Origin of the sequence: Rhizobium sp. BK379 (genome assembly GCF_014193955.1) — a bacterium.
Classification (GTDB): domain Bacteria; phylum Pseudomonadota; class Alphaproteobacteria; order Rhizobiales; family Rhizobiaceae; genus Rhizobium.
The window spans coordinates 482,393-496,125 of the sequence record NZ_JACIAD010000004.1; the positions used below are offsets into that span (position 1 = coordinate 482,393).

Here is a 13,733-nt window from a genome sequence, read left to right on the forward strand (position 1 = left end):
ACCTGACGCGCGGTTAGATCATCACGTGCACTGGACAACAGTTTTGGATGGCGTCTCACGGGCGACTGCGGTCCACCCTGCCTGAACCGTACCGTGCAGATCGACACTCGCAACGCCCATGCCACAAAAGATCAGTACAGCAAGCAGCCACCCTGAACCGACGGATCGCAAGTCGAAATGATAGTCTTTAGGATCGTAAGACATTCGTTCACTTCCTCTAATTGTTGGCGATTCGAGCCTTTGGCCACATGTGCTTCGGCCTTAAGGACGTTTAATTCTGTGGCAGGGAAAACGCCTGCGCGACCTCGGCCACGACCGAAAGCGCCAACGCGTTCGCATCGCGGGTCGGCCCGAACAGTCCGATCGGCGCTTTGATCCGAGCCGCTTCAGCAGATGAGTAGCCCAGGTCGCGTAGTGCCTGGCAGCGACGCTCATGGGTTCTTTTGCTGCCGAGGGCGCCAATGTAGAACGGCTTCCTGCGCAATACAGCTTCAAACCAAGGCAGTTCCTGATCAAGGTCGTGATACAGCACCGCAACCGCTGTGTCCTGGTCGATCATGCTCGCTTCAAAATCACGAGATTTTTGAACGAACGCGAACACCTCGAACTCTGAGGCCATCGCGACCCTCGTAGTCGCCTCCAATTCGATCCCGCGTCCACACAGGATGAGACGGAGATTTGGTCTGTAGACCCGGAGAAATGCAGTCTCGCTCCATGAGGAGACAGCGCCTGTCGGTGCCTTGACTGCTTTAATTGTCTGGGTACCGGGGACGTAGTGGAGAGCAATCCTTCTGCGAGCCTCCAGGGCTGTGAGCACCTGACGGAGCGCACTGACATCTCTGATGACGTGGATTGCCAGAGTAATTCCACCGCCGCAGGGCAGACTGATGTCGAAGAATGGCGAGCCTTCGCCGAGGCTGAGATATCTGTCCGTGCCCTTGCTGATCGCTGTGATCGCTTCAGCGGCAACAGCGGCTTCTGTACAACCGCCGGATATGTAGCCACAATAACTGCCGTCACCACGAACTGCCATCTGAGCGCCGATTGCGCGCGCTGCCCCTCCACGGATTTCGACAAGCGTGACCAACGCACTTCCCAACCCGCAATCTGTACCATCTGCTGCATAATTGATGATCGCTGCGGCGTCATCGGTCATAAAGGCACAAACCGGCACAGGTGGAGCGTCGAGGACGGAAAATGAGTTTAGCATCAGAAACCTCAAAAGGCGTGGGCGCTGCAAGCCTTGTCACAGCGCCCCGTTGTTCAAATCAGCTTTTCAAGCGTGATCGGAAGACTACGGATCCGTTTGCCTGTCGCATGGAAGACGGCATTGCCGATGGCGGGTGCAACGCCAACGACGCCAATCTCGCCGACGCCTTTGCCGCCAAGTGCAGTTGCTTGCATGTCAGGAATACCAACTGAGATCACCTGAATGTCGGGCACGTCTGCATTGACCGGGACGGCATAGTCCGCGAAATTCGCGTTAACGGTCCGTCCGTCTCGCTGATCGACAAATCCCTCTTCGAGCAACGTCTGGCCGAGCCCCATCACCATGCCGCTGATCCACTGGCTTTCGGCCAGCTTAGGATTGAAGATCCGGCCGCAGCAGAAGGCGGAAACCATGCGTTTGACCCGGATCGTTCCGAAATCTTCATCGACACGAACTTCGACAAACTGCGCGCACCAGCTATGAGCTGAAACACCACCCTCCACGGCGCCTTTCAACTGGGCGAAACTGCGGTCGGCGGCATTCTTCATGTCTTCGGTGGCGCCGGGAGCAAAGGTGTTCCCCTCGATTTCCAAACGGTCCCTGCCAACGGCTTTCAGCAACTCCGCGATACTGATGCCGCCAGCAGGCCGACGGGTCGGGCGTATCGTGCCGTTCTCGAAGATGAGGTCTGCTATTTTCGAGGCCTGTAAGGGAGACTTCGGATCAGATGCAGCAAGCTCCAGCAAAGCTGCGCGGGCGTTTTCTGCGGCTTTGACCAGGGCCCCAGTTAGGTTGTTGGCCTGCTGAGAGCCGCCGGCCAGGGCAGAGCGCGGGAGAGACGTGTCACCAAGACGAACAGTGACGGTTTCCACCGGAACTCCGAGGTAGTCTGCAGCAGTCTGGGCGAGAATGGTGTAGGTCCCCGTTCCCATATCGGTGGCGGCGCTGAGGACTTCGACCCGTCCATTGGCATGGAGGACGATTTTGGCTTCGCTGGCCGTCCGAATCATTGGGTAGGAGCCAGCAGCCATTCCGTAACCGATGAGTTCACGGCCTTCGCGCATCGAACGCGGGACCGGATTACGGTTCCACCAGCCGATGGCCTCTGCACCGGTGGCATAGGCCTCCCGCAACTGCCGTGTCGTCCATGGCATGCCGTTGCTTGGGTCCACTTCGGCCCAGTTGGCAAGGCGCAACGTGACGGGGTCCATATTCAGAGCGTAGGACAGCTCGTCGATCGCACTTTCCAGCGCATAGGCGCTTGGGTTTTCTCCGGGACCGCGTTTCCAACCAGGCTGGACCGTATTGACGGGCACGACGTTCAGGCGCGACGAGAAATTCGGTGTCGCGTACATGATCTTGGTCACATTGTTGCAGGCTTCGACGTGGACCTCATCGATCGCAGTCTCGTTCCAGCTCTCGTGAACGATCGATGTGATCTTGCCGTCTCTCGAGGCGCCGATAGAGAGGGTTTGCCGCGTTGCCGGTCTGCCGCCAAGCCCGGTAAAGGTCTGCGGACGCGTGAGCGATACTTTGACCGGACGGTTCAACTGACGAGAGGCGGCACAGGCGAGCCCGACATGGGGATGCGCCCCGATCTTCGAGCCGAAACCCCCGCCGACATAAGGGGAGATGACCCGCACGTTTTCGATATCGATGCCCAGAAATTCTGCGACAACGCTTCTGGCGCCTCCAACCCATTGGCTAGGCTCCCAGACGGTGATCTTTCCATTCTCCCAAGACGCAATGGTGGCATGCGGCTCCATCGGCACATTGTATTCCCGCGCGGTGGTATAGGTGACATCGACCTTGACCTCGGCACTGGCCAGCCCTGCCTCTGCATCGCCCCATGTCGCGCCCATCGGTTGGATGAGCACCGGCTTGGCCTTGGGGTCGTTGATATCGAGAATGGCGTCGCCGTCCTCATAGTCCACTTTGAGAAGGCTTGCAGCTTCCGTCGCCGCTTCGAAGGTTTCTCCAACCACGAGCGCGATATGCATGCCGTTGAAGCGGACAACGTCGTCCTGGATGGGCGTAAATTCTTCGGTCGCGCCGCCGCCCTTGCTGTAGACCGTCGGTTTATTGATCTTCAAGGAATTCTGGAAGGTGTAGACGTCGATCACTCCCGGAACGGCTTTAGCGGCCGAGGTATCGATATTGAGGATCCGCCCTGCCGGACGCGTCGACTGGACTGTCACACCATAGGCCATGTTCTCAAGCTTCTGCTCGATCGCATAGCGGGCCTGGCCTGCGACCTTCAACGGACCTTCTGCGCGAGAAATCCGGGAACCGAGCGCTGTAACCTTTTGAGTGGCGGGTTCGGCAGCAAAAGCGTTCGGTGCCAGATTGACGCCAGCGCCAGCGACTGCAGCAACGCCTGCACCGAGTTTCATCACGTTACGGCGGCTGAGTTCCAAATGATTTTTGTCTGTCATGCGATATCTCCTACCGTCATCAGGGCGCGTGCCACGACCTTCGGTGTCAGCTCGATCTTGAACGCGTTGTGTCCGCTCGATTTTGCGCCATCGACAGCGGCTGCCGCCGCGGTCCGAAGCGTCGCCTCGAGAATCGGCTTCCCTTTCAGCGCATCTTCGACGGCGCGCAGGCGCCAAGGCTTGGTGGCGACACCGCCCACCGCGATACGCACGTCGCGAACGGTCTTGCCATCGGGTTCGAATTCGATCCCGACCGCGGCACTGGCTGCCGCAAACTCATACGAAGCGCGATCACGGACCTTGAGATAGTGAGATCGCTTCAAGGCGGGGACACGCGGGATTTCGATCCCGACGATCATCTCGCCGGGTGACAGTTGATGCTCGAGATTCGGCGTTTGCCCCGGAAGCAGGTAGAATTCATCGATAGGGACGCGGCGCTCGACAGAGCCTCGAATGAGCAGAGTGGCGTCGAACGCCACAAGCGAGACCGCGAAGTCGCCGGGATAAATGGCGATACAGGCATCGCTGGTGCCGAGGACCGCGTGGTTGCGATTGACGCCCTCAAGGGCTGCGCAGCCGGAGCCGGGATTGCGCTTGTTGCAATTGGAATAGGCACCGGGGTCGCGGAAATACATGCATCGCGTGCGCTGCATCAGGTTGCCGCCGATCGACGCCATGTTGCGCAATTGTGCCGAGGCTGCCCTCCATAGGCTCTCGGACAGAACTGGCGCAGCATAGATGATATCGGCATGGGCGGCGACTTTGCTCATCTTGGCGAGCGCGCCGATCCGGATGACATCCGTCGAGACATCGATCGTGTCGAGGCCAGGCAGGCGTGTGATGTCGATCAGGTACGCCGGGCGCTCGACATTGAGTTTCATGAGATCGAGCAGCGTGGTGCCGCCTGCGAGAAACAGGGTATCCGGCTTGGCAGCCTCGGCAATCGCGGTAGCTGTATCCTCGGCGCGCAGGTAATCGAAGGTTCTCATAGCGTGGCCTCCTTCTTGAGGCGGCTGGCGGCATCGCGCACGGCAGCCACGATATGCGGGTAGGCGCCGCATCGACAGATGTTGCCGCTCATGTATTCCCGGATCTGATCGTCCGAGCCAGCGTGGCCTTCGCGAATACAGGCGACGGCTGACATGATCTGGCCAGGTGTGCAGTAACCGCATTGGAAAGCGTCATGTTCGATGAAGACGGTCTGGACTGCGTGCATCACGCCGTCGGCGCTCTGGAGACCTTCGATCGTGGTGACGGTGCGGCCTTCAACCTGCGCCGCCAAGGTGAGACAGCTCAATACGCGCTCGCCCTCGACGTGTACGGTACAGGCTCCGCACTGTCCGTGATCGCAGCCCTTTTTCGTTCCGGGCAGATCGGCATGCTCGCGGAGAGCATCGAGTAGCGTCGTTCGTATGTCGAGCTGCAGGTCATGGCGCTTGCCATTGACCTCAAGCGATAATTGACGGGCGGCGGACATCTCGTCTCCTTTCGAACCCAGGTATCGATGGTGGAACCTAGCTCTGCGGCCAAGGAGAGATTAGGCAGCGTTATCCGCATGACGTTAGAAATCGGACTTCTAAATCAGTCGGCTAAAGCCTTGATGTTTCGCCGCTTACATATTGCTGGTGTCAGCACGCGCAGGGGTGCGCGCAGTGACTGGCATGACTCAAAGCGCGAAGATGCAGACACTGGCCTAGAAAATCCCTATTATCGACTTCACTTTAGAAACGGGATTCATGAATGAGACACGGAGACTTCAGCGAACTTGCAGCGTTCATCGCTGTCGCGGAGGCCGGCAGCTTTACGCGAGCCGCCGCCAAACTGGGGCTCTCCCAGTCTGCTGTCAGCTACTCTGTGCGAATGCTGGAACAGAAGCTCGGCGTAAGGCTGATCTCCCGGACAACGCGAAGCCTGTCATTGACAGATGCCGGTCAGCGCATGCTGCGGAACCTTCGCCCATCGTTTGAGAACATCGAGAATGAGATTGCCGCCATCTCTGCGTTACGGGACAAGCCAACCGGCACAATCCGCGTCACGACCTTTCGATATGCGGCAACGAGTGTCCTATGGCCCGTTGTCACGAAGTTTCTGGCAGAATACCCCGATATTGAAATGGAGATTATGGTCGATGAGGGTCTGACAGACATCGTAGCCGATCGCTTCGACGCCGGTATCCGGGTTGGTGAACAGGTTCAGAAGGACATGATTGCTGTTCGCGTAGGACCAGATCTGCGTATGGCAGTTGTTGGATCGCCTTCTTATTTCGCAAAGTGCGGTGTGCCTGAAACACCTCGCGACCTCGGCAATCACCTCGGAGTTAGCTATCGGCAGAGAACAGGTGGTGGTCTCTACGCGTGGGAATTCGAGCGAGATGGAGAAGAGCTTCAGGTCCGAATGAACGGCCCGCTGATCATGAACGACGGCCTGATGCTTGAGGCTGCTGCTCTGGACGGACTGGCACTCGCCTACACATTCGAAAATCAAGTTGCGCAATACGTTGAGGATGGTCGATTGGTTAGGGTGTTGGAAGACTGGTGCCCCCCGTTTTCGGGATATCACCTGTATTATCCGAGCAGGCGCCAGCACACCGCTGCGTTCGCGTTGTTTGTCGAGGCGCTACGGTACAGAAGCTGAATGAAAAAGATCGAAGCTGATCGACCGGGAAAGCGACGTCATTGAAATGCAGCCAAATCCGCCTGCGTTGTCGCCGGTTCGAATCTCTTCAAGGCGCTCTATGGAATTACTCCGGGCTATCTGCGACTTATCGAAGCGCTAAATCAGATCAAGCACACTGGTTTACGAACGCAGCGGTTGCCTGCCGGGCATATTCATTATTGAAATTGTCCTGCTTTTGAGCGAGACAAATGCATGACAAAATGGCAGCCCAATGCCGGCCTGCTACGGCGCCCGGTCTATATTTCCCTTGCGGACCAGTTCTCCGCGGCGATCAAGAACGGTCGCCTCGCCGCAGATGAAAAGCTGCCGGCGCATCGCGATCTCGCCTATGACCTCAAGCTCTCCATTCAGACCATCAGCAAGGCGTACGACATCTTGGCGCGCCGCGGTCTCGTATCGGGCGAGGTCGGCCGTGGTACCTATGTCAAACCAAGCGGCCCTTCATTCCAGCCGCCCTATATGACTGACGGCAGTGCGGATGTGGTCGACCTTTCGATCGTCACACCTGTGTGCACCCAACGACAGCTCGATCGCATGAAAGCAGCGCTTCATTCGCTTGGTGACATGATGACGCCTGCCTCCGCCCTATCTTTTCGGCCCAACACGATTTTCCCCCGCCACAACGAAGCAGCGGCTCGATGGCTGGAGACCCTCGGCCTTAAAGTGTCATCACAGAATGTGCTCCTGACCAACGGCTCGTCCTCCGCCTTCACCTTGGCACTCATGAGCGCTGTTGGCCCCGGAGCGATCCTGGCGGCTGAAGAGGTCTGTTATCATGTGGTGCGTCCGCTGGCGGACTATCTCGGGATCCGCGTTCGCGCAATCGCAACCGACGCCGACGGCATGCTGCCTGAAGCGCTGGACGAGGCTTGCAGTCACGAGGAGATCCGCGCGATCACGGCTGCCGCGACCTCCGCAGCACTGCCGTACCGTCCGAGCGCGGTCAGGCTGCGATTGACATCGGCCTGTCCGCCTTCGGCGGGGTTCTGGTCGGTGTCGATAGGGCCCGGCTGGACCGTATTGACGGTAATACCCTTCGGCCCGAGATCGCGCGCAAGCCCCTTCGTAAAAGCCAGGATCGCAGACTTGGTCATCGAATAGGCCGTCAGGCCGCCGTATGGCACGCGCTCGGCAAGGCAGGAGCCAATGGTGATGATGCGTCCACCTTCCTGCAGGTGTGGAATAACCGCCTGGGACGCTAAGAGTGCCGCACGAACATTGACGGCGAGCAAGGCGTCGATGTCTTCCAAACGCATGTCAGGAAGCGCGCCGGCCCGGGCGATGCCGGCGTTGTTGACGAGGATGTCAATCCCGCCGAGCTTTTCGATGGCCTGCTCGACCAGGCGCTTCACTGCCTCCGGGTCGGCATTGTCGGCTTGAACAGCAAAGGCTTGGCGTCCTTTGCCTTCAATAACGTTCGCAACCTTCTGGGCAAGATCGGCGGAGCGTTCGTAGCTGATGACGACATCCGCCCCTTTTTCCGCCAGGGCGACGGCGATCGCAGCGCCGATCCCGCGTGACGCACCTGTCACGAGTGCGCGCTTACCGATTAATTCACTCACGGGAGGATCCTTTCTGATTGGTGTTCCCGATATCGGTCTGGCTGAACCTCGGCCCATCGCTAAACGGGCTCCTCATTTCGCCTTCACCGAGTTCAGGAATTCGAGCAGATAGCCCGTGACCTTTTCAGGCGCTTCCTCGGCGATGTAATGACCACTGCTGAGGCGCGGCGGCCGGCTGACCGAAGACGAGACTTTGGAATCAGGTGTTCAGGCCGCTATCGACATTGAGGATCGCACCAGTGATCTGCCTTGCTGCTGGGCTCGCCAGGAATGCGACGGCAGCTGCAATGTCGGCAGGTGCGCTGTACCGGCCCAACGGAACAAGGTTACGCTGAAATTCGGAGTACTCTCCGTCTGCCGGATTCATGTCGGTATCGGTCGAGCCCGGCTGGATAAGGTTGGCCGTGATGTCGCGCGGTCCGAGCTCTTGGGCAAGGCCGCGGGTGAATGACTGCAATGCAGACTTCGTCATGTAGTAGATCGTGCCCGTCGAGCCGACGATACGATCGGCGCCAGCCGAACCGATCGTGATAACCCGTCCCCCGGGACCGAGGTGCGGAATGGCAGCTTGTGTGGCAAGGATGGGTCCGCGGACATTGACCGCAAGAAGCGCGTCAATATCCTCGACCTTGATCTCGGCAATCGCTCCATAGAGCGCGATACCAGCGTTGTTCACCAGGATGTCGAGGCCGCCAAGCGCTGTTACTGCCTCATCCACCGACCGGTGGATCGCCGCCGGGTCAGCGCTGTCGGCCCGGATCGCTATTCCGCGCCGGCCATGGGCCTCGATTGAGGCAGCGACGGCCATCGCGCGCTCAGTCGAATTTTGGAACGTGAAGGCGACATCGGCGCCATGTGTGGCGAGCATCCGGGCAATTGCTGCTCCGATACCGCGAGAACCGCCGGTCACAAGCGCCTTTTTGAGGGTAAGATCGATCATTTTCAACTCCGTTCAGGTAGCGAGCAAGCGGTCTAATTTCCGTGAGCAGCCATGGGCTTTCGCGCACGTTCGTCGCCGACGTCCGCTTTGATCCGCGGCAACGTCAGCCGAAAATAGTCACGCTAACTCGGCCGCCGTAGGCGGGTTCGGGGACTACGAACTATTCCTGCCGGGAATGGATCAGGAGGCGATACGTAAAGACGGCTCGTCGGCGCAGATCTGGGCCAGAAGGTCGATGACAACGCGAATACGTTCCGGCATTCGTCTGCCGCCTGCGGAAATCACATGGATCGGCGAGGGGGCCGGGATGTAGTTCTGGAGGATTGGGACCACCGCGCCAGCATCGATGTCGGCGGCGAACATGGCCCGACCGCCATAGCCGATGCCAAGCCCCGCCAGCACGGCCGCACGTTGATCCTCAGCGTCATTGGATCGGAAGTTGCCCTGCGGTTCGAGGAGAAGGGCTCCGTCCGCGTACTTGAACTTCCAGGCCTGTGTTGCGCCCTGGCTTTGACCAGCGATCAGATTATGGGAGCGTAGCTCGTCGAGACTTGTGGGCATATGAAAGCGTTCGAGGTAGGCAGGTGTGGCCACGACAGCCATGTGCAGGTCACCGATCTTGCGAGCAATGAGAGAAGAATCGGCCAAAGGTCCGACGCGTAGCGCAATGTCTATCCGTTCTTCCACAAGATCGACCCGCCGCTCCGAAAGAGATAGATCGATCGAGATGTTCGGGTAGCGCTGCATGAAGGCGGGAAGCCGAGGAATAATGTACATACGGCCAAGGGCTGGCGGCGTTGCCAACCGCACCAGACCCGCAGGGCTGCTCCGGTTCTGTCCAATCCGAAGCTCGGTTTCCTCAAGGTCGTCGAGGATCCGAAGTGCGGACTCATAAAGATCTTGTCCCGCCGCCGTCGGGCTTAGACCGCGCGACGTCCGATTGAGGAGCGGCACGCCGAGACGGGACTCGAGTGCAGCGATTTGCTTGCTCACCGCCGGCTGGCCGATACCCATTTCTCGCCCGACATGCGAAAAGCTGCCACGCTCGATCACACGAACGAACAGCCGCAGCGATGAAAAGCGATCCACGGTGGTCGTCCTTTGTATAGTGACCGGGTATCCCTTGGCACACATAACGAAATGTTGGCCGAGGGAGAAGGGTGCCGGTCGATCTGTGCAAAACTGGGATCATAAATTCGCTAAGTCTAGTTCAAAAAGAGCTTAAGGGGGCCCGGAGCACGATTGCCTTGTTTCGCGCCACGGCTCGGCCGCACGCGCTACACGCCCAGTCTAACGGGTCAGCGGTTAGGATCCCATCAAGACTTCCAACATACAAGCGTTTGCCCCGCCGGCCCCGTCGAAATTTAGGCGTTAACGTCCCTTGCTCTTCGAGCCTCGTAAGCTTTAAGGCCAACGAAGACAGTCCGGAGAACCGGAAGTGCAGCCGCGTTTGGAGATCGAGCGATCATGTCCCCGATAATGTGGTCTGCTTCGATGCGTCCCTTCGCCTCGATGTCCCTGAGCATGGACGCCGTCATAGGCGACCCCTTCGCCGTCAACATGGCAAGGGTTCTTTGTTTGGACTCCAGAGTGGGGGCATGACCGTTGGCTGCTGCGACCGCGCTACATTCTTCAACCAGCTGCTCGACCAGGACCGCACCGTTTGCTTCAACGATATCACCGATAGCGGCGCGCATCAGTGTGGTGATCCCCGCACTCGACGCGATGAATACCCACTTCTGCCACATCTCCTGTTCGATCTGATCCGACTGGCGAACATCGAATACAGCTCCCGTTAACGCCTCAAGAACCTTCGCCGCCTCAATCGCCGGATTTTCTGTCCGGGGGCCGAACACCAGGCTCTGAAGATCGCCCATGTGGACTATGCCGCCGTCATGATCGAGCGTGGTCGAGATCATGCATTGTCCACCATAAACGCGATCGGCTCCGAACTTTTCGTCCAGCACATCAAGATGTCTCATGCCGTTCAGCAGTGGCAGAATGACCGTTTTCGGACCGACAGCGGGTGAGAGGGAAGCGATCGCATCCTCAAGGTCATAAGCCTTGCAGCTCAGGATTATGAGATCGTATGGGTCCGAGACTTCAGAGGCAAGTAAGGTCGTCGGCCGTTCGATATGCAGGTCACCCGCATTGCTCTTGATGTTCAGACCTTTTTCCCCGAGAAGCTCTGCCCGTTTCTCGCGCACAAGGAAAGTGACATCCCTCCCGGCTTCGAGAAGGCGGCCCCCGAAATATCCGCCGATGCTCCCAGCACCGATGACCAGAATACGCATGCAATATCTCCTCGGGCGGCGCCCGGTTGCAGAAGGATTTTGTGGGCCGATCAAAGCGCCGATATTGCGCTGACGGCGAGATTGTCGTCTCTGAGGCGGATAGCCCTATCGGCCCCGAACTCTTTTTCGAAGGTGGCCTGAGCCGCATTCCAGACCGGAACGGCTTGATCGAGCTTGGCTTTTCCTTGGGTCGTGAGGTTGAAGACATGACCCCGCTCACCTTTAGCCCGGCTAGCCGTCACCAGGCCTTCGATCTGAAGGGGCTTTAGGTTCCGGAGGAGGGTTGTCCTCTCCATGACCATGATCTCGCCGAGATCGCTGACCCTTATGTTCGGATGATTGTCGATGACGCTCAGAAGGGAGAACTGTGAAATTGTCATGCCGACCGGTCGAAGGGCCGCATCGTATAATCGTGTAATTTGCCTGGAACCCCTTCGTAGGGCGAGGCAGTGGCACGTGTCGTAACCTGGTAACTGTGTCATGAAACTTTTCTAACTGTGTATTTACACACTGTCAATTGATTGCTACTTCTAGTCGCTCATCCGAAAAAACGCGCTGAACTGTGTAGATACACATATGGAGCCCTAAGATGACCGAGACAACCGGCGCCAAGCGCCACCCATTCCTCGAAGACCTTGCCGATGACGTCGTTCTGACCAGCAACACGATCCGCGAACCCGTGATCGGAAAGGATGCCGTCCTGCGGATTATCAGGGCAGGGGCCGGGATCTATGAGAAGCAGACCACCACCTACATCAAGCGCATCGACGATTCACGCACCTTGTTGGAATACGATGCCGATCTCGTTGGCGGACGAACCGTCCACGCAATCGTGGTCATTGACTGGAACGAGGACAACAGGGCCCAGAAGCTGAACATCGGCTTCGCGCCTCTCGGCGGAGCATTGGCGTTTGCCACCCGGCTTGGTGAGCTGCTTCCTCAAGACGACCGGAAACTCGCCATCTGAAAAAACTGGGAGGGCAAAAATTTTTGCCTCCTTAAACGCCTGCCGCGGGGTCTTTAAATGAGACCAGAACTCAAACGAAGACCGAGGTTCTCATGACGGAAATCACGTACGGCATCACGGGGGCGAGTGGTCAGCTCGCTCGGATCGCAGCGGAAGAGTTGAGGACTGCCGGCGTCAGACGTCTTGTGCTCGGGACCCGGGATCCGTCGTCACTAAGCACCACGGCGATTGCGCAGGATGACATCCGTCGGCTCGACTTCGACGACCCATCGACCCTCACGAGCGGATTGGCGGGCGTCGACCGCTTGCTGATCGTGTCCACCGACCACCTCTCGCTGACTGGTGCTCGCGTAACGCAACACAGGAACGCGCTTCAGGCGGCGCTCGCCGCGGGCGTTGGTCACGTCGCCTACACCTCGATGCCAAACCCGGCGGAAAGTTCGGCGATCCCGTTCGCCGACGATTACCGCATCATGGAAGCCGACCTGCAACACAGTGGGATCGACCACACCATCCTTCGCGTCAGCTGGTACTTCGAAAACCTTCTACCGCTTCTTCGGCATGTCGCATCGACCGGGACGTGGTTCTCGGCGGCAGGCGACGGCCGAATTTCGTATCTGGCGAGATCCGATGCGGGCCGGGCGGCAGCCCGGGCTCTCCTCCGTGCGGATGGCGGTGTCGTCGACCTTACCGGACCGGCCTATCAGACGACGCGGGAAATCGCCGGGATCCTCTCTGACTTCCTGGGGAGGACGATCCAGGTGGTCGATGCCAAGCCGTCAGAGCTACCTGGCCTGTGGACGGCCGCAGGACTCCCGCCTTCCTACGTCGCGACCTTGGCCGTGACCGATGCGAACCAGCGTGACGGCAGGCTCTCTGATGTCTCAGGGGCGGTCGCCGAACTAACGGGCCACGAGCCTCTCGGCTGGCACGACTTCCTCTTTGCCAACCTGGAGCGCCTGCTTCCCAGCGCCGTGCACTGAAATCAAACCAGATCCCAACCGTTGAAAAGGAATACCCATGTCCATCGTACAGTCCATGGAATGGCGTTACGCGACCAAGAAGTTCGCGCCTGAGACACTCAGCGATACTGAAGTGAACGACCTTCTGGAGTCGGTACGGCTTGCGCCGTCATCCTATGGTCTTCAGCCCTACAAGTTCATCGTCGTGAAAGACGCGGCCCTGCGCGAGAGCTTGAGAGCCGCCGCCTTCAACCAGCCGCAGGTCGTCGAAGCTTCCCATCTTCTCGTCATCGCTTCCGAAACGGATATTAACGAGAACACCGTGGCACGGTTTATCGATAACGCGGCCAAGACCCGTTCGGTCGACCGTTCGGCGCTCAAGCCGCGCGAGGATTTCATCAACAACTACCTCGCTCCGTTTACGAAGGACATGCGCAACGAGTGGGCGCAGAAGCAGGCTTATCTGGCGCTAGGCGTCTTCGTAGCTGCCGCGGCGGAGGCGGGAATCGATATGTGTCCGATGGAAGGTCTCGACCGCCCGCGTATCGACGAGATCCTCGGGCTTCGCGCCCAGAACCTGACCACCGTAGCTTTCGTCACCCTTGGAAAGCGGTCATCGGACGATCCGGCGGCCGCGTTCGCGAAGGTTCGCAAGCCAGCAGAACAGCTTTTCCCGGCGATCTGACC

General features: G+C 58.8%; 14 protein-coding genes. 4 read left to right on the forward strand and 10 right to left on the reverse strand.

The genetic code is table 11. The features are described from left to right. Positions 1–21: 21 nt before the first annotated feature. From FHT93_RS21225 to FHT93_RS21245, 5 genes are all read right to left on the reverse strand, one after another. Complete coding sequence (locus FHT93_RS21225; protein WP_183849269.1) at positions 22–204, reverse strand: hypothetical protein; 183 nt, start codon at positions 202–204, stop codon at positions 22–24. A 67-nt stretch (positions 205–271) separates the two neighbouring features. Continuing rightward, a complete protein-coding gene (locus FHT93_RS21230; RefSeq protein WP_348649793.1) occupies positions 272–1,156 on the reverse strand; it encodes an XdhC family protein in 885 nt (294 codons plus the stop codon). A gap of 107 nt (positions 1,157–1,263) precedes the next feature. Then, the gene (locus FHT93_RS21235) at positions 1,264–3,645 is read right to left on the reverse strand and encodes a xanthine dehydrogenase family protein molybdopterin-binding subunit (protein ID WP_183849273.1); all 2,382 of its coding nucleotides are present in this window, start codon (positions 3,643–3,645) and stop codon (positions 1,264–1,266) included. Beyond that, positions 3,642–4,634, reverse strand: coding sequence for a xanthine dehydrogenase family protein subunit M (locus tag FHT93_RS21240; protein WP_183849274.1), 993 nt, complete (start codon positions 4,632–4,634; stop codon positions 3,642–3,644). The genes FHT93_RS21235 and FHT93_RS21240 overlap by 4 nt, the downstream gene beginning before the upstream one ends. Next, positions 4,631–5,122 (reverse strand): (2Fe-2S)-binding protein, encoded by a 492-nt coding sequence (locus FHT93_RS21245; protein WP_183849276.1) that lies wholly within the window; start codon positions 5,120–5,122, stop codon positions 4,631–4,633. The genes FHT93_RS21240 and FHT93_RS21245 overlap by 4 nt, the downstream gene beginning before the upstream one ends. A 263-nt stretch (positions 5,123–5,385) precedes the next feature. Between FHT93_RS21245 and FHT93_RS21250 the strand changes: the two genes are divergently transcribed. Beyond that, positions 5,386–6,279 (forward strand): LysR family transcriptional regulator, encoded by an 894-nt coding sequence (locus FHT93_RS21250; RefSeq protein ID WP_183849278.1) that lies wholly within the window; start codon positions 5,386–5,388, stop codon positions 6,277–6,279. 917 nt (positions 6,280–7,196) lie between these two features. Here the strand turns inward: FHT93_RS21250 and FHT93_RS21255 are convergent. The 5 genes from FHT93_RS21255 to FHT93_RS21275 form a co-directional block, all read right to left on the reverse strand. Next, positions 7,197–7,883, reverse strand: coding sequence for an SDR family NAD(P)-dependent oxidoreductase (locus FHT93_RS21255; RefSeq protein ID WP_183849280.1), 687 nt, complete (start codon positions 7,881–7,883; stop codon positions 7,197–7,199). Positions 7,884–8,082: 199 nt separating this feature from the next. Next, on the reverse strand, positions 8,083–8,823 hold the full coding sequence (locus FHT93_RS21260; RefSeq protein WP_183849281.1) for an SDR family oxidoreductase: 741 nt from the start codon (positions 8,821–8,823) through the stop codon (positions 8,083–8,085). Between the two features lie 180 nt (positions 8,824–9,003). Then, entirely contained in the window at positions 9,004–9,912 is a 909-nt protein-coding gene (locus FHT93_RS21265) for a LysR family transcriptional regulator (RefSeq protein ID WP_183849283.1), read from the reverse strand. Between the two features lie 275 nt (positions 9,913–10,187). Continuing rightward, on the reverse strand, positions 10,188–11,117 hold the full coding sequence (gene panE, locus FHT93_RS21270; protein ID WP_183849285.1) for a 2-dehydropantoate 2-reductase: 930 nt from the start codon (positions 11,115–11,117) through the stop codon (positions 10,188–10,190). Between the two features lie 50 nt (positions 11,118–11,167). Further along, positions 11,168–11,497 (reverse strand): MarR family winged helix-turn-helix transcriptional regulator, encoded by a 330-nt coding sequence (locus tag FHT93_RS21275; protein WP_183849287.1) that lies wholly within the window; start codon positions 11,495–11,497, stop codon positions 11,168–11,170. Positions 11,498–11,706: 209 nt separating this feature from the next. Between FHT93_RS21275 and FHT93_RS21280 the strand changes: the two genes are divergently transcribed. The 3 genes from FHT93_RS21280 (at position 11,707) to FHT93_RS21290 (ending at position 13,731) form a co-directional block, all read left to right on the forward strand. Next, positions 11,707–12,084 carry a hypothetical protein gene (locus tag FHT93_RS21280; protein WP_183849289.1) on the forward strand — a complete coding sequence of 126 codons (378 nt, stop codon included), beginning with the start codon at positions 11,707–11,709 and terminating at the stop codon, positions 12,082–12,084. A gap of 92 nt (positions 12,085–12,176) precedes the next feature. Continuing rightward, positions 12,177–13,067: an NAD(P)H-binding protein gene (locus FHT93_RS21285; RefSeq protein WP_183849291.1), complete on the forward strand. Its 891-nt coding sequence runs from the start codon at positions 12,177–12,179 to the stop codon at positions 13,065–13,067. Positions 13,068–13,104: 37 nt separating this feature from the next. After that, positions 13,105–13,731: an NAD(P)H-dependent oxidoreductase gene (locus FHT93_RS21290; protein ID WP_183849293.1), complete on the forward strand. Its 627-nt coding sequence runs from the start codon at positions 13,105–13,107 to the stop codon at positions 13,729–13,731. The last annotated feature ends 2 nt before the right edge of the window (positions 13,732–13,733 follow it).